Here is an 18,807-nt window from a genome sequence, read left to right on the forward strand (position 1 = left end):
TGCGGTGCGCCAAGTCAGCGAAATAAGCTAAAAAAGGCGAGTTGGGACGATGATTACAGGGCAAAAGTTTTCTTTGGTTAATTATCCGACAAAGTATGCTCCCGCCCTGCAGGGGAAGGGGATGGGTACTCAAGCCGTCGTCGCTATATTTCCTTACCTGAAAGTGAATTATGGTAATTACAATGCAATTTATTTAACCGTCAACTGTAAGAATTTGGGCGCTAAAGCTTGTTATCAAAAAGGTGGCTTCGAAAGCTTAGATGATGAGTATCTTGGTGGCGCTGAGGGAGCGCAATACATAATGCGTGGAACCATTGCATAACAAGAGACAATGGTATTAATCGTTGAGATTAGTAGGGCAGCGTCAATGATTACGGGGATCAATATTGAATTTTAGCGGGTTGTGCAGTTGTCATTTTTGCTCATGAATAGCTTGTTGATTGTTTTATTAAGTAACACATAAATATCAATGATATAATAAGTAAAAATAAACAATAAAAACAAAATATAAGGATATATTTATGCAATGCCCAAGAACAAAGACGTTATTGAGTCGGGTGAAAGTCGGTGGGATCAGTATCGATTATTCTACACGCTGTGGTGGTGTTTTTTTTGATCATCACGAATTGCAGCATTTTGATGAAAAGCAAGAACGTCGAGGCGAAGTGCTTGTGGAACACTTACAGGATTTTTATAATCCAGATGTTGATGTAACACCACGTATTCATTGCCCTAAATGCAGCGACATTGTTATGGCTCGACATTTCTATAGCCCAAAAAACCAGATTGAAGTCGATAGCTGCCCCGGCTGTGGCGGTATTTGGCTCGATTATGGTGAGCTTAAAAAAATCAGGCAATTATTTCCAACCCAGGCCCATAGAGTACAGGCGGCTGAAAATTTTCAAGAGGTTTTCTCTCAAAGCCCAGAATATCGCGTTCATATTGAGCAGGTTGAGCATAAACATGCCATCGGGGGTCGATTAAGGCAGTTTAATGAATGCCAATCCTTATTGGCGTTTCTCATCTAGGTAAGATCATCATCGGCCTTGGTGATGGGAAATAATATGAGAGACCAAAGCGCTAATAATTCATAGTATCGGTGAGTCTGGCAATGTTCGGTTGATCCATATTATTATCTTTGAATGCAATATGTTGAGTCAGTGCCGCTAATGTCGGCACTTACCCCTTCATTTTATTTTAACCACTTTTTCTATTAATGATTAGCGGGTAAAAAGTCGAATGTTTTGGCAAGGGTGAGCTTATCAACAACATTCCCTGATAGTACTTTACCTCCTTGTTTACTGACGCCATTCTCATTAAGGCTGAGATGGAGTCCAAGGTTTTCTGAGCAGGCATGAGAGGGAAACTTGATTTCGTCAAAATGCAGCCAGATTAAAAATGGACTGTACATAGATTGAAAATAGTAAGTTGGTTTGTTTTGCACGGCAAAAGAAGAATACCAAGTTCTACTTTCATTAGGGCTGTCATTTTGTACCTCTTCTTTGCCTATTGGTCTTGCTGCATTATGCATAACACTGAATAGGCCTGCTAAGGCTTCGTTTTGATCGACTGTTTCTACTAGGTTTTTTGAATAATATGAGGCCCTGACAAATCGGGCTTCTGATGAGCTAGTACCGGGTAATGCCACTAGTGAGCTGTTGTTAACTGCTTGCCAATAAGCATTGAACTTTAATTGTTCACTAAAAGTAGGTTCATTTGTCATCACCTTGACTTCTGTTTTTGTATAACGGAAATAATTCGTCGGAGGATTAGCTAGATCAACATTTGAACTGATATGTAAGATGCCGTCAATATATTCAAAGATGGCGGAATTACCTGCTTTATCACCGATGGACAAATGACACAGCGCTTTTCTTTGAGCCTCAGGAATGACTGCTGTTACTATGTATACATTGTCCATTGCATTGATAGCGTCTTCAACGGTTTCACATAAATCTAGGATGTACTGCGCCCAGATACTGATTGACATGGGCCGACGTGACTGTGATTTTTGTGGATTTGGATATTGGGAATTAGCCAACCATAATAGATTGGCTGTGAGACCTTTTTCATTGATGCCATCACTGGTTGCAATATTATAATTAGCTGTAGTGATACTACTGTACTTTGATTGCCAACAAGGTGAATTTGAACCGCCAGCCCCGTCGCGTTTAGTCAGCGCAGGATAAGCCCAAATTTGTGATTTTGGACTTTCAAACCAGTCCATATTTCTGCCTGTATACGTTTGGTTTTCGTCACAGGTATAAAGCACTCTAGTACACATTATTAATTCCTCAGATTTAGGCGGGAGTATTGAATAAAATAATAGTGATTTATTTCATGGCGGGTATTACATGCTATTACAGGGAGCAGAACATAACTGAAGTGAGGTTTTTTATTCTTTAATGGGAGTCGTTTAAATTATTTCTATTTTGTCGATTAAATGCTTATTTAGAGGTGGCTTTAGGTGTTCATTATTTTAAAAATAAATATGTGTGTTTGTATAACACGTATAAGTACTCGCTTGTTTAGAATAAATTAAGGTGTTATTTTCGGTTACGTTTATCAAAGGAATATTTCGGCTGTCTTGATAATCTTTATTATATAAAACATAAAAAGAGAGCCTTTCTATGACATTTAATAGCATCAGACATTCCTTCAAGTTGTTTATTATATCTTGCTTGGGGTTATTACTTCTTCCTATGAGTCTTGCTGCGAGTGAGGGTAGCTTTACCTTGTTAACCTATAACGTCGCGGGATTACCTGATTTAATTTCAGGCTCAAACCCTGCGGTTAATACGCCGCTGATGAGTCCGAAACTGAATCATTATGATATCTCATTACATCAAGAAGATTGGAATTACCATGATGAGCTTATTTCGGCTGCCAATCACCCTTATCAATCAAATCACGCTGGTGGGGCAGGAGGAGGCGATGGCTTAACACGTTTATCACAATTCCCGTTTAGCGCTATGATACGAGAAGCATGGGATGATTGTAATGGGATTTTTAACAGTGGCAGTGATTGTTTAGCCCCTAAAGGGTTTAGCTTTACTCGTCATCAAATTGATCCTAATACAGTGATCGATATTTATAACGTTCATGCGGACGCGGGGGGATCGGATAGCGATCATAGTGCACGTCGGAGTAATTATGCACAACTCATGTCTAAAATAAATGCTTGGTCTCTGGGGCATGCTGTGATTGTCGCCGGAGACATGAATAGTTTATTTCTTGATGCGGATGAAGTCAGAGTATTAACGGATAATGGTTTTAGTGATGTATGGGCTGATATTGATAATAATGGCGTGATCCCGAATGTAGGAGAGTGGTCTTCTGATAGCATTGATAAAATATTGTTCCGAAGCAGTGTAGCGGTGCATTTGTCGGCCTTGAGTTTTGATACGCCCAGTGAAGCGTTTAGCGATGCAAATGGCCATGCGTTATCGGATCATTCGCCAAGGGCAGCGCTTATGCAATATGCATTAACCGATGAAGCACGCATTGAAGGCGCTGTGGGCGGGTATGGTGGGGAGGGATTTAATGATTTGGGTTATTTGCCTTTTGTGCCTAACGTATCGGCTGTGACATTACGCTCGGGAAGTCAAGTCGATCAAATTGCTATCTCGTATGTGACGGGGCAAATTGAGCGTCATGGTGGTGGAGGCGGTCATGCTCAGACATTAACATTATTAGATGATGAGTACTTTACTCAAGCTCAGGTTTGCCAAGCTAATAATCGTGTTTCTTATGTTGCATTGACGACAAACGTGGGTCGTAGTATTGCGGGTGGCACAATGACCCATGACTGTGAACTTTTTGATGCGCCAACTGATTGGGGAATATCAGGCTTTTGGGGGCGTTCAGGCTCTCTTGTTGATCGCTTAGGGATCGTAAGCTTGCCTTTAACCCGCACGAATATGCCTGTGTCACAAGTTAACAATATCGCCTTTAAAAGTGCTCACAATCGATATTTAGTGGCTGATAATAATGGCAATGCTAATGTTGATGCTGATCGTGAAAACGTTGGCGCATGGGAAACATTTACGTTATTAGCCGATAATAAAATAGATGGTAGTTGTATTCAAAATGGGGACAGTGTGGTTATTCATAGCCAAAGTGGCTGGTTTTTGCGAGCCGTATCTGACGGTGAACTTGATGCTACAGCGTCACGGATTGGTGCGTGGGAGCGCTTTACACTTGTTAATCATAGTCGTGATGACTGTATTGCAGATGGCGATCGTATCTCATTGAAAACAACTCATAATACCTATGTTGTCGCCGAATCCAATGGGGATGTTAATGCGAATAGAAGCAGCGCAGGCTCGTGGGAAACGTTTACCGTAGAGTTTCAATAATGGGACAATGTAAGTTTACTGCGAAAGATTAATGACCTAAATCATCTCGTCCATATGTTGAAAATCAAGCTCTTTCAATGATCACGGGTATATAGAGAATGGGTGAATGATATCATTGATGCAGCAACGATCAACAGACTCTCTCAATTCAAGTTTGTTGATCGTCAAATGATCTTGTATGTGATCCAGGTAGAACGTACTGCAAAAAAATAATGCTATTATTGCCTAATTCGAGAGAGGATCATCACTACAAATTTCATGACCATAGATTTCATCCACTGCATTGTAACCTGATCTTACAGCACCATCCATGTAGGCAAACCATTTGGTTGCGGTTTCAGTACCAGCCCAATGAATACGATTAACAGACTCTCGGACCGTATTTTGATAACCCGTCCATACGCCTGGTGGCATCATTCCCGCATAAGCGCCGCCAGACCATTGCTCATCACTCCAACGCATCACGTGAACAGCAACCGGTTTTGGGATTGTACCGATAAAGGGCTGATAAATGTCTTCGATGGTTTTTGTGATCAAGGTTTGAATTTCCTCGATGGGTTTATCCATCATTTTTCGTACGGTTTCTGCTTCGAGGAAGCAGCCCAAAATGCCCGGAGAACTTTGCTGTGGATTGCTATTATCGGTAATGAAAGGCAATACATGTTCATCTGAATAGACTAAACCTGAATACCCCTTTTCTCGCCAAAAGGGTGTTTCATAAACCAAATGACATTTGACCGATGACCCCATAGGCATGCGTTGTTGTAATTGTCTTCGACTTGCGGGTAAGGGAGGGGAAAACGTAATATTGGCTTGGAGAGCTGGGGGAACGGTGACAATGACATGATCGGCTTCATATACATCCCCATTAGAGAGGATCACTTTAACACCTTCTGCATTGTTGATGATCTTACTCACAGGATTGCCGTATTTAACGTTATCTTGTAACTGCGCAGCAATACGTTTGGGCACTTCTTGCGCGCCGCCATTAAGGCGATACGCGAGGGCATTATGCAGTTTTGTTAATCCTCCAGCACAATGAATATAAAACAATAAATGCAATAAAGATAAATCACTCGGTGTGGCAGCAAAGGCTAATAAGCAAGATAAATTTAATAAAAATTTAGCACCTTCGGTATGTGCATTAGCATCAATCCAGGCCTGAGCAGTTATCGAATCCCATTTTTTTGCATTAGGGGAGCCCCAAGGCTGGCCATCACTAAAATCGTTGGCCATCTTATCTAACTCTAATTCCAATGTTTGAAACTCGTTATAATCGTAACTAAAGTTTTGTTTAAATAGGGTGACCACTTTGCTAAAGCAGCCCGTTGGCTTATCTTCACCTAAGTTTAATTGGTAATACTCTCCTTTGAATATAAGGATGACTTTGCCATTATCGGGTGCTCCCGTAAAGGTGGTTACATCCATTTCGTCTGCTAATGCACGAATGCTTGTCTGGGTGGGGGAAATCCATTGACCTCCGGAATCAATCCAATAATGAGTTGGAGCGTCTAATGATTTAGAAGGCAAAGAAAATTGCTCTGTTAGTAATCGGCCACCTACGCGATCACGTGCTTCAAGCACCACAAATGTGCGTGCTTGTTCTTGTAATTTCTTTGCCGCACTCAAGCCTGCCAGCCCAGCTCCTACAATAATAATATCCACTTTTTGTTTGTTCATGTTTTTACCCTTTTTAATCAGATGATTAACATCCCCATTGTCAGTATTATTGTTTCACTTATATCCATGATGGGCGGAGGGGACATTCTTGATTAGTTAAGATTTAAAGCCTTAATGTGTAAGTGTCGAGGAATTAAACCTTACTATAACTAAGTCGCTTTAATGTATGTCTTTATTACTATAGGTCAGTTCAAATCAATTGTTTAAAATTTTCCATTTTATGTGCTGAGTCATACGATCAGTTAAATAATAATGACGCCAAATTGTAAGATTGAAAGGAGAGTCGATAAAGGTCGCTTAAGGAATGGCATGGGGAACAAAAGGTGTGAGTTTTCAGGTTTGCCTCATATAAGTTAAATCCAATACGTTAATACGAGTGGTAAGGTAAAAATACTGAGTAGGGTCGAAATAAAGATGATCCCAGATATTTGGGCGGCATCTTGGGGTCGATAAATAGAAATCCATAAGTAAGTATTAATGGCGGTTGGCATCATACATTGAATGATCAATATGCCCCGCATATTGCCGCTGAAGCCGAGTAATTGGCTTAAGATAACAGCAATTAAAGCACCTATTACCAAGTGTACAAGCGAGAAAATGATGCCCATTTTTATATTGCTGAATTTGATTTGAGCGAGGCTATAACCGAGTGTGATAAGCATAAGAGGAATGGGCATACCGCCTAGTATTTGTAAGGCTGAAATAACCGGTTTAGGTAAGTGAATTTGAAAGGCGAGAATGCATAAAGCCAGAATGACGGTATAGATCGCTGGGCTTATCAGGACTTCTTTTAGTGACCATTTTCCTGAGGTCACGCCGGGTGTCACAATAAACATGAAAATCATGCCGATAATCACAAAGGTCACTCCATAGAGTATGCCATCATGTCCGAAAGCCAGCGCACAAATAGCTAAGCCTATATTGCCGACATTATTCATGCTCAAACAAGAGAAGTAGGTGGGGAGACTTTGTTTAGCAATACGCAGGAAGAGATAGACAAATAAAGCAAATAAGACAAACATTAAAAACGCGGCAAGGATCATTTGTAATAGTTTATTGAGCTCAACATCTTGTCCTAACATGTGCGCTAAAATTAAGGCTGGATAACCAATATTTGCCATGAGTTTAGCGATCATTTTGATATCTAACGGTTGTTTGCATTTAGCAAACAGGTACCCCGCTGATGCGGCTAATAGTACGGGTGTTATTACTTGAATAACGTTTTGAAATAAAAGCATAATGAGTGTTCATTCCTATGAAATAATTTGATGTAGTTTGTGTGACAGTGTGTATAAAGTCCGTTTTATTCATAACTCATGGATATAATGGGTCGGGTTATCAGGACATTGCTGTAAACCACATTCTGAATAAGTGGTGATCACATTCAATAGGGCTGTGACAATGAATAAGAGGATAGTGATGGAAACGACCCTTTTTCCTAGTTGATTTTGATAATAGAGAGAGGGGGCTTTGTACTCTCTCAATGCCGAAGAGACGATACAGTTATAAGCAATGACGATGACCGCCATGATAGAGACCCAAGTATATAAATGAAATCCCAGTAACGTATTTCCGTAGCCACTGCCTTGTGGATCATTGATGTGTAATAAGACTTGGCGCATGGCAATACCGCCGAGTAATAATGCGGCTAAGCTTGATAGTGTGTAGTTAAAAATATGACGCTTGTAGCGTAAATTTAGCAGTATGGGGATCACCATAAGCATCATCGCTGCACGTTGTAGTAAACATAAAGGGCAAGGTAATTCTGCGAGATAGAATTGTAAGACAGAAGCTATGATTAAAACGAGTATAACGCCAATGCATTCCACCCATGCGAGAAAAGCAATGCCTTTATTGAGGTAAGTTAGATAGATATTCGACATGAGTGTGCTCTGCTCCTACAGATTAATATTCAGTGAGTCTGTTGAATGATGTGCGAACCATATTAAGATAAGAATGGCAGTGATAATGAATAAAGTATAAGCGAGTTTAGTTTGTTGAAATAAAACCAACAGTGCTGTTATCGCAATGATTGAAAAAATAGTCACTTGCATAACGTTGAGTCGCCATTTGGCCCGTCTGTCGTTTGAGTATAGGTGAAATGAATGCCTCTGTTTATACAGAGGCATTAAATTGAACAAATTGCTGAATTGAGTAGTTCAAGCTAGGCTTAGTGTCACGAGCCAAAATGATTGTTGATTGGGTTAGGAACACGAAAAAATGAGATGTTTGTTAAAACATTTAACGTGTGAGTGTAGGGTATATGACCCACACCAACTGGTGAATGTGGATGCTATTTATCGTATTCATCTTTCTCGTTGTGTTTTATCCGACAAGTCCTTCTGCATTATATGTTTTCATCTCTCTTGTTATTCACCGCTAAAAAGTCAGTTAATAACCGAACTGGGACGCTTTTTTTGCGGCGGCATGTTGGTTCGGTCTGTTTTTTATCCACAAATATCATATTTAACGCTATTAACCTCGTACCTGTCAGTGGCTGGGGAGCAACGCGGGAGTAATAGCAAAAAGATTAAGGAGCTCAATGATGAGTGTATATTTTTACAAGGATGTGAACTTAGTGACATGGGGATTAGTGATCTGTCTAGCGATGAGTTGCTGGTCGTCTCAGGCTGACAACGAGCCCCCCGTAAACGCATATTTGGCTGATTCTCCTTGGCCGATGTCTCACCGGAACCCATACAATCAAGCGTCTTCTCCACTACGTGGCGTAGAGCCAAATGACATGACAAGGATCACTTGGAAAGCCGCTTGGCCGTCAATCACCTTAGCTTATTCACCCGCTTCTGATGATGCCAGTGACAATGTGGTGTGGGGCTCTACGTTTAAATCGATTTATCAAATGGACTTGTCTTCTCGATGGATGAATAAATTAGACTCGAAGCCTCTTGAACAGCCAGAAAATGGGATTTCAGGGGCGTATACTTTAGTGGATGTAGAGGGGAAGTTTTTCTCTCCTCGGGGTCTGACTTTGTCACGTTTTTCACGTGCTGAAGGCGAAAATACCTCGACTATTGTCACTGAAGATAGCTTTGTCATTCCTGATGAATATGTGACAACGGATGATGAGCACATTGTCGGTATAAATATGACCTATGATGGACACATTGCCATGGCGACTTCGGCGGGGCTATTAGTGGTGGTGGATCGTGATTTCAGTTTTCATACAGCGCTATCAACGGGTGTTGAGCAAAGCGTATCCAATTCAATTGCTGTCGATGAAGAAGGAGGAATATACGTACTCACTAATAAGCAAATTCACCGTGTGCAATGGGACGGTACTCATCTTGAACGACTTTGGAGCACTGATTATGAATCAGGCCCTGAAGCACCTTTACCGGGGCGATTAGGGACAGGCTCTGGCTCGACGCCGTCTTTAATGGGTAAGCAGGGGGAAGACCAATTTGTCGTGTTTACCGATGGGGCAGAATTGATGAATTTAGTTCTGGTCTGGCGCGATAAAATCCCTGAAGACTGGGAGCCTATCAGGGAAGGAAAAGATCGCCGTATTGCCGCAGAATTTCCGATCACCTTTGGTATCGAAGATGCAACGCGCAGTATTTCCGAACAGTCGGTTTTGGTACGCGGGCATAGCGCGATGGTGGTGGATAATCAATACAGTTTAGATACGTCAAAATGGTTAGATGGTGCGAACTCTGGTGCTATTACGGTTCTCTTTTCTAACCTCGCATTTAATGCTCCTTATGGCGTTGAAAAATTTAGTTGGAATGCTCAATCACGACAAATTGAAAGTGAGTGGTCTAATCAGGAAAGTTGTCCTAATGGTATTCCAACCATGAGTGAAATGTCGAATATTGCTTACTGTTGGGGGCAGCGAAATGCCAAGTGGACGCTGTTAGGTTTTGATTGGGACAGCGGTGAAACGGTGGTTGATGTGCCGATGGGGTACGGTGTACGTTTTAATTCAACTTATGCAGCTACGCAAATTGGTTATGATGCTCAGGTGATATCGGGCACATTGTTAGGTTTGGTGCGTATTGAGCAAGAATAGCGGTGAAAGATTAAAATAAATTCAACGCTTTTCTTAATGCATCGTTAATCGTTTGTTGATCGGACAGTGAGTGAAGTGTCGAATATTATCTGTTATTAGCAGCAGGGGACAGTGAAATGCCAAGTGGACGCTATTAGGTTTTGATTGGGACAGCGGTGAAACGATAGTTGAGGTGCCGATGGGATACGGTGTGTGTTTTAATTCAACTTATGCAGCTACGCAAATTGGTTATGATGCTCAGGTGATATCGGGCACATTGTTAGGTCTGGTGCGTATTGCACAAGATTGGTTATGGACGCAAGGATAAAATAGCTTTTATTATTAATAAATCGGAATCAGGGTTGGATAATGTGTTTCGGTTTATTAATAATAAAAGGTGTGTTTATCATTTAATTGGCGAATATTGAATCAGTTTTCGTTTGTTCCAATAATTTATGAGCGTTTTTTGTAAAAAAGTACTGAGGTTAAGTCTTATTATGGGTGGATTATTCGACTTATTATTTAATTTCCAATCCTCATTCATATTAAATAATCGATGGCTATCATAAATTCACTATTATGTTTATTTTGTCATGTCATTTTCAACCTTAATTAAGACGATAATACGTATTTGATGAATGATAATCATATTATTTACTTTAATGCTATTTCTATTCTTATCTAAGGGGTTGACCTGATAGATATATTCTCTATCCCATGACTAAATGTATATTACTTTCAATTGGTTTAGGTAGATATAGGAGTAGTCTATTCATTGTCTTTTCGTATTCATTGAGAACATACTCAATAGGTAAAGTAAGTGAGTTTTATATCTTGGTGCTTAATTTTAGTTAAGTTGCTCTGTCATATCAACTAAAGTCTTAAATACTCGAGAATAAAATTGTTTTATGATTTTGATAATTATTCAGTAAGAATATTATCGTTTTTAAATTAAACAATTGGGATGTTTTTTGGCTTAAATATGTGTTCAACCATAGAGAAAAATAAACTCCAATGTCAGGATTATTTAGAAAGCAAGCTGTTACTGCTCAGCAACAAAAACTACATGGTGAGATATCATTAGCGCAGCCATTATCCCTTTATATTACTTCGTTTGTTATTTTTATTGTGGTTGTGATTAGCGGATTATTTCTTTCTTTTTCGTATTATGCCCGCAAAGAAACAGTACAAGGTTACCTTGTACCTGATAAGGGGGTGATAAAAATGTATGCCAATACCAGTGGTAATTTGGCAGAACTTCATGTTAAAGAAGGCGATAAAGTTGTACCCGGTATGCCTTTAGCCACCATTATTATTCGTCGTAGTTTAATTTCAGGGACTGAATTGAGTGAGTCAATACTGAATGAATTAACGCAACAGTTAGTATTTTTAAATAATGAAAATAAACAAAATCAAGCTTTAAGCCTTAAAGATACGGCTCGTTTGAACATTAGCCTTACTGATATCCGTGCTTCAATGAATGTTAATGATGAATTGCAATCATTATTAGCTGAAAAGTTAGCCTTACAATTTAAGCAACAAGCTCAGCATAAAAAATTACACCTTGATGGTTTTTTATCAACGCTCGAATATCAAGCACAAGAAGAAAAGCTGATTTTAATTAAGCAAGAGCTAGCGGATTTACGTTCGAGTCAAATACGTTTGAACAGCGAGCTTAATACGAATTTGGCTGAATTATCGGCGTTGCCTCACCATTATGAGTTAAAACAAGCTGAAACACAAAGACGTCAATCGGATCTGAAAAGACAATTGGACGAGACGGAGAATAACTATCGTTATGTGATCCGAGCCAGCGAAGCGGGAACAATTGCCGCCATTCAGCTGGTTGAAGGTGAGTTTATTGGGAGTAATCGTCCAGTCATGAGCTTAATACCTAAGGGGGCTGTGCTCGTGGCCGAGTTATTGTTACCTACGCGTTCGGCCGGTTTTGTGCAAGTGGGTGACGAAGCCCGTTTACGCTTCGATGCGTTCCCTTATCAACGTTTTGGTTCATTAAATAGCCAAGTATCAAGAATTGATAAGGTTTTATTATTGGATGGGGAAGCTGATGTGCCAGTGTCATTATCTGAACCCGTTTATCGTATTCGTACGGTGCTAAGTTCTCAATCAGTGAGTGCTTATGGCGACGACTTCACTTTGAAAAGCGGTATGTTACTCGAGGCTGATATTGTTTTGGATAGACGCTCATTACTCGATTGGTTACTCGATCCCATTTATAGTTTACGTGGGAGGGTTGGCTAATGTCTCCATTAGAACAGGAACAGAAAGTGGATAGACAGGATCCGGCTCAATTACTCGAATTTTCAGGTAAAAAACGAGTACCAAATATTCTTCAAGCTGAAATTGCTGAATGTGGCTTGGCTTGTATGGCTATGGTGTCAACGTTTCATGGACATAAACTCGATTTACCCGCATTGAGAAAACGTTTCTCTGCCGATTTAAAAGGGATTAACCTACAACAATTAATTGCTTTAGGTGACAGTATCGGCTTGGCAAGTCGAGCACTAAAGTGTGGTATTGAAGAGGTGGGTAAATTGTCATTACCCTGTGTACTGCATTGGGGAATGAATCATTTTGTGGTGCTGACAGGCGTCACGCGTAAATATGTGTATGTCAACGATCCCGCTTTCGGTAAAAGAAAGCTGACGCATACTGAATTTGGCGAGTATTTTACTGGCATCGCGCTAGAACTCACGCCGACGTATGAGTTTAAAGCACAAGATGAACGTCAATCCATGGGCTTAACTCAGCTCTGGAGTAAAATGACCGGTTTGGTGCGCACGCTTTGCACGTTATTTGCCTTATCGATTTTACTGCAAGTGTTCTCTTTGGTGAGCCCTTATTATATGCAATGGGTGATCGATGAGGTCTTGGTGAGCCAAGATAAACCATTGTTGACTGTATTAGCAGTGGGTTTTGGTTTGATCATGCTAATAGGGGTGATCACAACGGCAGTGCGCAGTTGGCTCGTACTGCGAGTATCGAGTGTCATGAACATGCAAATGGGGGTCAATTTGTTGCGCCATTTGTTGCGGTTACCGATGCCATTTTTTGAGAAGCGTCATATTGGTGATTTAGTGTCTCGATTTGGCGCATTGTCTCAGGTTAGAGAGCGGTTAACGACTGGGTTAGTTGAAACGATCGTTGATGGGATCATGGCCATAACGGTATTAATCATGATGTTAATTTATAGCGTTAAATTAACATTAGTGGTACTGGGAGCCATTCTTATTTATATTTTATTGCGTTGTGTACTTTATCGCCCTTTATATGTGGCGACGGAAGAGTCAATTCAAGCCGGAGCCAAAGAGCAGACAAATTTTTTAGAAAACCTTCGTGGTATCCAAACGATTAAGCTTTTTACCAGTGAGCCACAACGTCAAGGGTTATGGCAAAATCGTTATGCTGAGGTGATTAATGCCGGTATTCGTTTAGGTAAACTCAGTTTAGGTTTTGAATCCGTTAAATCGGTGTTATTTGGTCTTGAAAATATCATTGTCATTTACCTTGCTGCGAATATTGTCATGACGGGAGAATTGTCTACGGGAATGGTATTGGCTTTTATTGCTTATAAGAATCAACTGACGTCAAGATTAGGCAGTTTTATCGAGCAAATCATTCAATTTCGTATGCTACGTTTGCATTTAGATCGCTTGTCTGACATTGCACTTCAAGATCAAGAAAGGGATCTTGATGGTCAGTTGGCGTTAGAGCATGTTAAAGGCGAGATCACATTGGAGAACGTGAGCTTTGCCTATAGCACGGATGATCCTAAGGTGATCAATGATGTGTCTATGACGATAAAGGCGGGAGAAGCCGTGGCGATTGTTGGTGAGTCAGGGTGCGGTAAAACGACATTAATGAAGTTGATGTTAGGTTTATTAAGACCCTCACAGGGTCGGATTTTGCTTGATGGAAAGGATATCACGCAAATTGGTTTAACCCAATATCGCCGTCGATTAGCCGCCGTTATGCAAGATGATACCTTATTATCAGGATCGGTGGCTGACAATATCACTTTCTTTGATCCTGAGCCGGATCATCTAAAAATGCAGCAAGCGGCTAATATTGCAGCTATTGATAATGATATTAAACATATGGGAATGGGATACCACTCATTAGTCGGGGATATGGGGAATCAATTTTCAGGCGGACAAGTACAACGTCTTTTATTGGCCAGAGCCCTGTATAAGCAACCGAATATATTGTTTATGGATGAAGCAACGAGTCATTTAGATATTGATAATGAAGCTAAAATCAGTGAAGAAATCAAACAATTATCGATGACTCGGATCATTATTGCTCATCGTCCCGAGACGATTAAGCATGCTGACAGGGTGATCATGATGAAAGCAGGTCAAGTACATTCATCTGAAATATCTGCTGAGAATACACCTGAAACGCAGATAGATACAGACACTTCGTCAGCTGTTAAATCGAATACTCAAACTGCTGGAAATTATTCAACGGTGAGCTACAAAATGAGTTGATATGGGGTAACCGTATTTGAAACGATATGAATGTTCGACTGGTATAGACAAAGTCAGTTGATTGATAAAGCGTTAATTAAGAGATGGTTATGAAAACATTAAATGTTAATGAGATTGAACAAGTTAATGCGGGTGTCAGTGGCAGCCAATATATGAGTAATATTGCCACAGGTTTGGTTGTTGGCGCTGTTATTGGAGCCAGTATTGCTGGAGCGGGTCTCGTCGCGTCTGTTTATGTTGTTGGATGGGGACAATTGTCTGTTGGTGCAGCGATGTATGGTGTGGCGGGTTCAGCAGGGAATATGGCATTAGGGACTGGAATGCTGACTGCGGGCTGTACAGCAGGGTATGACCTAATTTCAGGCGCTTACCACATGACTTTTGGCTAATTGTTGTTTGTGCTTATTTTTGTAAAGTAAAGGTATATGAATATGAAAGAACTGAGTGTAGTGGAAGTGAGTCAAGTTAATGGTGGCGCTTCTGCTACAGACTATCTGCAGCGTGCGATTGTAGGCGGCATTGTCATTGGTGGCTGTTATGTTGCTGGATTTGGGGCGCCGATTGCGATTGGTGCTGTGGCAGTGAATGCATTAGCTTCGACTGGTATAGGCTCTAGCGCTGCACTTGCTACTACTGGATTTATTGAAGGTGCGGGCGCTGCTGTATTTGCGACGGGTCTACGTGATTTTGCGGATTATACGTATCAACAGGTTGTTGGTTAATTAATCGCTAATAGCATTAAAAATAGTTGTTGGTAGGCGGATCGTGTTTTTTATTTTTTATTAAATATAAGTCAGTAAAATAAAAATAGCATTAATTAAAGGGGAGTATTATGCAGGTATTAAGCTTGAATGAAATCGAGCAAGTGAATGGCGGTATGAGAAGTGCTGGTGACTACGCTGTGATGGCGGTTGGCATTGTTGTTGTTGGTGCCGTGTGCGCTGGCGCTGCATCATTGGGGGCTGCAGCAATCCCACTTGTCATGACTCCTGAGATGGCTGTTGCTGTTTTTGGTAGTAGCGTTGGTACACAAACCGTTGCCGTTGCGACTGGCATGACGATGTTTATTGCCAGAGATGCATACAGTGATGTTGTTGATTATGCATCTAGCTATTTATTTGCTTAATGTTAACTCGTTAAATATTAATCGATAGATTTGTGGTTGTTTTCGGTTTTTATTTTTGGATGATGCTTGCAAATAAAACTAAATGTAATATGTTGTATTTGTAGTGTTTTTATCTTGTGTGAAATGTAGAACAGTTAAAAAATAATAAAGTTAATTAAGGGGAGTACAATGCAAGTATTAAGTTTGAATGAAATTGAACAAGTGAATGGTGGCATGAGAACTGCTAGTGACTACGCCGTCATGGCGGTTGGAATTGTTGTTGTTGGTGGCGTGTGTGCTGGCGCGGCAACATTGGGATCTGCAGCAATCCCACTTGTTATGGCAAAAGGGACCGCTGAATTGTTTTTTGCCGGTACGGTTGGTAAAACGACTATTGCGGTTGCTAGTGGTATGACTGCTATTATTGCGAGAGATGCATACACTGATGTTGTTGATTATGCATCTAGCTATTTATTTGCTTAATTTTAAATATGTTAAAATGTAGTCGATAGCTTTTTGTAGTCTTCGGTATTACCGGAGACTACTTTTTTATATTGTGATTGTGTGGTGCTAATATGCATATATTGAAATTATCAGAGATTAGCCAAGTGAGTGGAGGTATGCAGAGTTTGACTCATTATGCATTACTCGGTGCCGGTATAGGACTGCTTTGTGTTGGCTCTGCCATTGCATCTCCAATCACGGCTGCTGTGGCAGTGTATTTTGGAATGACAGGGCCTGCCACTGTGACAGGGACGATTGCAACCTCGGTTGTGACTGGCGTGGTGGTTGCGATTGGTAAAGATTTATATGATGATTATCGAGATGAGATTTGGGCATTTTGTACATTTAGTTGATGTTTTGTCTTTTTTATTGTTTATCACTTCTTATGGCTAAGTCGTACTGCTATCATTTCAACGTATTTTAAAGGTGCTTAATTTTACGTATTTCCGCTTTTTTAGTCAGTTTACCCTTATGTTTGTGATATAAATCAATGGTCAATTGAATTCCTCTGTGAGCTTTGTTATCGCCCCCAAGCACATACACAACTAATACACTGTTAAATATTTCCATTATTTATTCGTCAGCACATTCATACAGCGCTAAGTATTACGGGTATATAAACACGTATTTTTATATTCATTTAAACTTTTTTCTATAATATGTTTTAAATAACGGTTGCTATTTAAAACATATTATAGAAAAGGATGCTCTAATCATGAAACCATCAGATAGACGTTTGAAAGTCTACATTACACTGTGTGTGACTGCATATATTTTGGGATTGTTAACTTGGGAATATTACCATGGCGGCATTGAGAGTCACCATCTTTTACATCGAAGTGATCTACCAGCTATTTCAAATGGATGGGGAGCCATTTTTTTACCCATTCTGACTTGGTTAATTCTCAGTATTATTCACCGATATGAAACATCAAGATACTCTATCACTGTTATTGCAGGGTTTATGGGGGCGTTATTATATGGTGTTGTGTTCTCTATTGCTTTTGTGAGTGGGATGACTGAACTCACATCTGTATTGCTACCAATGTTAATGGTGACTGGATTGTTTCTGCCTCTATATCGTGCCGAGTATCTATTAGGTTTAGTACTGGCGATGTCTTCAACGTTCGGAGTTTTATTGTCCTTAGGCTTTGGTTTATTTGTCATGTTAATTAGCTTTGTCCTTTATCGTTATGTACGACCAGTGCCTTACTATTTAATCGGGTTGATTAAAAAGTGAAGTATTGTTTCTTCGTGTCTAAGCTGGAAATGATGGGATAAAAATGAAAACGGTAAAAGGAGATCTACTTAAATTGGCGAAAGAGGGGCAGTTTGATGTCATTATTCATGGTTGCAACTGCTTTTGTACCATGGGGGCGGGTATTGCAAAGCAAATAAAACTCACTTTTCCTGACGCTTATTCGGCAGACTTAAAGACAGAACAAGGCAATAGAGCAAAACTTGGCACTTACTCTAGTGCTAACCTTGTTAACGTTAATTATCAATTAGTTATTGTGAACGCCTATACGCAATATCATTGGCATGGTAAAGGGGTTAAAGCCGATTATGATGCTATTGAGCATGTTTTTACATTAATAAAGCAGGATTTTTCCGGTTTGAGAATAGGTTATCCATTAATTGGCGCTAGGTTAGCTGGAGGCGATTGGGAGCGTATCGCCCCTATTATTGATGAAGCACTCTTTGAAGAAAACCATACCTTGGTTTGTTATCAATCTAGTTAATTGGAACTCGGAATAATGAGTGTTAGATAGAGTTAAACTATATTCAAAGTCAATTGGTTAACTTTATTTCATGTTTTTATTTATTTCACTTTTTACTCAATGGCGATATTTTTGTCGGTATTAAGGTGGGATTTCGACCCTAATAGCCCGTTATTAGTAGAAAGTACAACACAGAGGGATCAAATAGTGCTGCTTAACCCGAGTTTAGTTTAGGTGAACGGCCAGTATTATTAGTGGCTAGTGATGAGCTTTATCCCCATGAGTGCCATCATTGCACCCGCTGCTTGGCAAATTTGATGCTTAAACTTTTGAAAGGTCCGTTGTGCTCTAGGCGTTGATAACAGCGTTGTGACCAATATATACCAAGCACAGTCAATCATAAAGGCGCTAATGCTGATCAGTGAGTAGCTATATTCTGGTACAGTTTTAGGTAAAAAGGCCGCAAAGGCACTGGCAAAAACAATCGCCGTTTTAGGATTACTTAATTGGGTGAATAGACCGAGGAAAAATATTTTGACCATACCTGATTGAGAGGTCTCATTGGCTGGTTTGTTGTGATGGGTTAATGGGCACTTCGTCACATCTTAAAGGCTAAAAAGCATAAATATCCGCCACCGATTATTTTAATCGCACTATAAAGCCAAGAGATAGTGTCTAATATAACGAATAGACCTACTGAAGCGATAATGGCAAAAAGGGTGGCGCCCACTCCCATGCCAATGGCGACTGAAATGGCTTCTTTACGTGATTGAGCCATTGCCGTTTTAGCGACAAAGATAAAACTGGGACCAGGGCTCATGACGCCTAATAGCAAGAACAGGAATATGGGAATAAGAAACAGGTATTCGTGCATAAACATAACGCCTCATAGAGTACTTAATGGAATACGCAGTTGATT

20 protein-coding genes are annotated in these 18,807 nt (G+C 40.2%); 13 read left to right on the forward strand and 7 right to left on the reverse strand.

The window, feature by feature from the left end; all coding sequences use genetic code 11:
* Nucleotides 1-49: 49 nt before the first annotated feature.
* Together L2764_RS16105 and L2764_RS16110 are read left to right on the forward strand one after the other, a co-directional pair.
* A complete protein-coding gene (locus L2764_RS16105; protein ID WP_248941286.1) occupies nucleotides 50-322 on the forward strand; it encodes a GNAT family N-acetyltransferase in 273 nt (90 codons plus the stop codon).
* A 199-nt stretch (nucleotides 323-521) separates the two neighbouring features.
* Nucleotides 522-1,028: a TFIIB-type zinc ribbon-containing protein gene (locus L2764_RS16110; protein WP_248941287.1), complete on the forward strand. Its 507-nt coding sequence runs from the start codon at nucleotides 522-524 to the stop codon at nucleotides 1,026-1,028.
* A gap of 185 nt (nucleotides 1,029-1,213) precedes the next feature.
* Here the strand turns inward: L2764_RS16110 and L2764_RS16115 are convergent, their stop codons facing one another.
* On the reverse strand, nucleotides 1,214-2,284 hold the full coding sequence (locus L2764_RS16115; RefSeq protein ID WP_248941288.1) for a linear amide C-N hydrolase: 1,071 nt from the start codon (nucleotides 2,282-2,284) through the stop codon (nucleotides 1,214-1,216).
* A gap of 346 nt (nucleotides 2,285-2,630) precedes the next feature.
* Between L2764_RS16115 and L2764_RS16120 the strand changes: the two genes are divergently transcribed.
* Complete coding sequence (locus L2764_RS16120) at nucleotides 2,631-4,358, forward strand: jacalin-like lectin (protein WP_248941289.1); 1,728 nt, start codon at nucleotides 2,631-2,633, stop codon at nucleotides 4,356-4,358.
* 225 nt (nucleotides 4,359-4,583) lie between these two features.
* Here L2764_RS16120 and L2764_RS16125 read toward each other — a convergent pair whose 3' ends face one another.
* The 4 genes from L2764_RS16125 to L2764_RS28275 form a co-directional block, all read right to left on the reverse strand.
* Nucleotides 4,584-6,038, reverse strand: a complete 1,455-nt coding sequence (locus L2764_RS16125; protein WP_248941290.1) for a flavin monoamine oxidase family protein — start codon at nucleotides 6,036-6,038, stop codon at nucleotides 4,584-4,586.
* Nucleotides 6,039-6,391: 353 nt separating this feature from the next.
* On the reverse strand, nucleotides 6,392-7,276 hold the full coding sequence (locus L2764_RS16130) for an AEC family transporter (protein ID WP_248941291.1): 885 nt from the start codon (nucleotides 7,274-7,276) through the stop codon (nucleotides 6,392-6,394).
* Nucleotides 7,277-7,345: 69 nt separating this feature from the next.
* Complete coding sequence (locus L2764_RS16135; protein WP_248941292.1) at nucleotides 7,346-7,921, reverse strand: disulfide bond formation protein B; 576 nt, start codon at nucleotides 7,919-7,921, stop codon at nucleotides 7,346-7,348.
* 15 nt (nucleotides 7,922-7,936) lie between these two features.
* On the reverse strand, nucleotides 7,937-8,167 hold the full coding sequence (locus L2764_RS28275; protein ID WP_376708434.1) for a DUF5993 family protein: 231 nt from the start codon (nucleotides 8,165-8,167) through the stop codon (nucleotides 7,937-7,939).
* A gap of 413 nt (nucleotides 8,168-8,580) precedes the next feature.
* On the opposite strand from L2764_RS28275, the gene L2764_RS16140 reads away from it, so the two are divergent.
* The 10 genes from L2764_RS16140 (at nucleotide 8,581) to L2764_RS16185 (ending at nucleotide 17,909) form a co-directional block, all read left to right on the forward strand.
* Complete coding sequence (locus tag L2764_RS16140) at nucleotides 8,581-10,068, forward strand: hypothetical protein (protein ID WP_248941293.1); 1,488 nt, start codon at nucleotides 8,581-8,583, stop codon at nucleotides 10,066-10,068.
* Between the two features lie 993 nt (nucleotides 10,069-11,061).
* Nucleotides 11,062-12,309, forward strand: a complete 1,248-nt coding sequence (locus tag L2764_RS16145; RefSeq protein WP_248941294.1) for a beta-barrel domain-containing protein — start codon at nucleotides 11,062-11,064, stop codon at nucleotides 12,307-12,309.
* A complete protein-coding gene (locus L2764_RS16150) occupies nucleotides 12,309-14,558 on the forward strand; it encodes a peptidase domain-containing ABC transporter (RefSeq protein ID WP_248941295.1) in 2,250 nt (749 codons plus the stop codon). The genes L2764_RS16145 and L2764_RS16150 overlap by 1 nt, the downstream gene beginning before the upstream one ends.
* Before the next feature lie 89 nt (nucleotides 14,559-14,647).
* On the forward strand, nucleotides 14,648-14,947 hold the full coding sequence (locus L2764_RS16155) for a hypothetical protein (RefSeq protein ID WP_248941296.1): 300 nt from the start codon (nucleotides 14,648-14,650) through the stop codon (nucleotides 14,945-14,947).
* Between the two features lie 42 nt (nucleotides 14,948-14,989).
* Nucleotides 14,990-15,280, forward strand: coding sequence for a hypothetical protein (locus tag L2764_RS16160; RefSeq protein ID WP_248941297.1), 291 nt, complete (start codon nucleotides 14,990-14,992; stop codon nucleotides 15,278-15,280).
* 110 nt (nucleotides 15,281-15,390) lie between these two features.
* Complete coding sequence (locus L2764_RS16165) at nucleotides 15,391-15,684, forward strand: hypothetical protein (protein WP_248941298.1); 294 nt, start codon at nucleotides 15,391-15,393, stop codon at nucleotides 15,682-15,684.
* A gap of 168 nt (nucleotides 15,685-15,852) precedes the next feature.
* A complete protein-coding gene (locus tag L2764_RS16170; RefSeq protein ID WP_248941299.1) occupies nucleotides 15,853-16,146 on the forward strand; it encodes a hypothetical protein in 294 nt (97 codons plus the stop codon).
* A 92-nt stretch (nucleotides 16,147-16,238) separates the two neighbouring features.
* Nucleotides 16,239-16,520 (forward strand): hypothetical protein, encoded by a 282-nt coding sequence (locus L2764_RS16175; RefSeq protein WP_248941300.1) that lies wholly within the window; start codon nucleotides 16,239-16,241, stop codon nucleotides 16,518-16,520.
* Between the two features lie 362 nt (nucleotides 16,521-16,882).
* Complete coding sequence (locus tag L2764_RS16180) at nucleotides 16,883-17,407, forward strand: hypothetical protein (RefSeq protein WP_248941301.1); 525 nt, start codon at nucleotides 16,883-16,885, stop codon at nucleotides 17,405-17,407.
* Between the two features lie 43 nt (nucleotides 17,408-17,450).
* Nucleotides 17,451-17,909, forward strand: coding sequence for a macro domain-containing protein (locus tag L2764_RS16185; protein ID WP_248941302.1), 459 nt, complete (start codon nucleotides 17,451-17,453; stop codon nucleotides 17,907-17,909).
* A gap of 230 nt (nucleotides 17,910-18,139) precedes the next feature.
* On the opposite strand, the gene L2764_RS27810 is transcribed toward L2764_RS16185, so the two are convergent.
* A complete protein-coding gene (locus L2764_RS27810; protein ID WP_312018361.1) occupies nucleotides 18,140-18,490 on the reverse strand; it encodes a LysE family transporter in 351 nt (116 codons plus the stop codon).
* Nucleotides 18,487-18,762, reverse strand: coding sequence for a LysE family transporter (locus L2764_RS27815; protein ID WP_283107043.1), 276 nt, complete (start codon nucleotides 18,760-18,762; stop codon nucleotides 18,487-18,489). The genes L2764_RS27810 and L2764_RS27815 overlap by 4 nt, the downstream gene beginning before the upstream one ends.
* Nucleotides 18,763-18,807 lie beyond the last annotated feature (45 nt).

The sequence above is a fragment of the Shewanella surugensis genome, assembly GCF_023284005.1.
GTDB lineage: Bacteria > Pseudomonadota > Gammaproteobacteria > Enterobacterales > Shewanellaceae > Shewanella > Shewanella surugensis.

Bases quoted from the DNA above. Each gene is read 5' to 3' on its own strand.
- L2764_RS16105 (WP_248941286.1), top strand. From the start codon at position 50: ATGATTACAGGGCAAAAGTTTTCTTTGGTTAATTATCCGACAAAGTAT.
- L2764_RS16110 (WP_248941287.1), top strand. From the start codon at position 522: ATGCAATGCCCAAGAACAAAGACGTTATTGAGTCGGGTGAAAGTCGGT.
- L2764_RS16115 (WP_248941288.1), bottom strand. From the start codon at position 2,284: ATGTGTACTAGAGTGCTTTATACCTGTGACGAAAACCAAACGTATACA.
- L2764_RS16120 (WP_248941289.1), top strand. From the start codon at position 2,631: ATGACATTTAATAGCATCAGACATTCCTTCAAGTTGTTTATTATATCT.
- L2764_RS16125 (WP_248941290.1), bottom strand. From the start codon at position 6,038: ATGAACAAACAAAAAGTGGATATTATTATTGTAGGAGCTGGGCTGGCA.
- L2764_RS16130 (WP_248941291.1), bottom strand. From the start codon at position 7,276: ATGCTTTTATTTCAAAACGTTATTCAAGTAATAACACCCGTACTATTA.
- L2764_RS16135 (WP_248941292.1), bottom strand. From the start codon at position 7,921: ATGTCGAATATCTATCTAACTTACCTCAATAAAGGCATTGCTTTTCTC.
- L2764_RS28275 (WP_376708434.1), bottom strand. From the start codon at position 8,167: ATGCCTCTGTATAAACAGAGGCATTCATTTCACCTATACTCAAACGAC.
- L2764_RS16140 (WP_248941293.1), top strand. From the start codon at position 8,581: ATGATGAGTGTATATTTTTACAAGGATGTGAACTTAGTGACATGGGGA.
- L2764_RS16145 (WP_248941294.1), top strand. From the start codon at position 11,062: ATGTCAGGATTATTTAGAAAGCAAGCTGTTACTGCTCAGCAACAAAAA.
- L2764_RS16150 (WP_248941295.1), top strand. From the start codon at position 12,309: ATGTCTCCATTAGAACAGGAACAGAAAGTGGATAGACAGGATCCGGCT.
- L2764_RS16155 (WP_248941296.1), top strand. From the start codon at position 14,648: ATGAAAACATTAAATGTTAATGAGATTGAACAAGTTAATGCGGGTGTC.
- L2764_RS16160 (WP_248941297.1), top strand. From the start codon at position 14,990: ATGAAAGAACTGAGTGTAGTGGAAGTGAGTCAAGTTAATGGTGGCGCT.
- L2764_RS16165 (WP_248941298.1), top strand. From the start codon at position 15,391: ATGCAGGTATTAAGCTTGAATGAAATCGAGCAAGTGAATGGCGGTATG.
- L2764_RS16170 (WP_248941299.1), top strand. From the start codon at position 15,853: ATGCAAGTATTAAGTTTGAATGAAATTGAACAAGTGAATGGTGGCATG.
- L2764_RS16175 (WP_248941300.1), top strand. From the start codon at position 16,239: ATGCATATATTGAAATTATCAGAGATTAGCCAAGTGAGTGGAGGTATG.
- L2764_RS16180 (WP_248941301.1), top strand. From the start codon at position 16,883: ATGAAACCATCAGATAGACGTTTGAAAGTCTACATTACACTGTGTGTG.
- L2764_RS16185 (WP_248941302.1), top strand. From the start codon at position 17,451: ATGAAAACGGTAAAAGGAGATCTACTTAAATTGGCGAAAGAGGGGCAG.
- L2764_RS27815 (WP_283107043.1), bottom strand. From the start codon at position 18,762: ATGCACGAATACCTGTTTCTTATTCCCATATTCCTGTTCTTGCTATTA.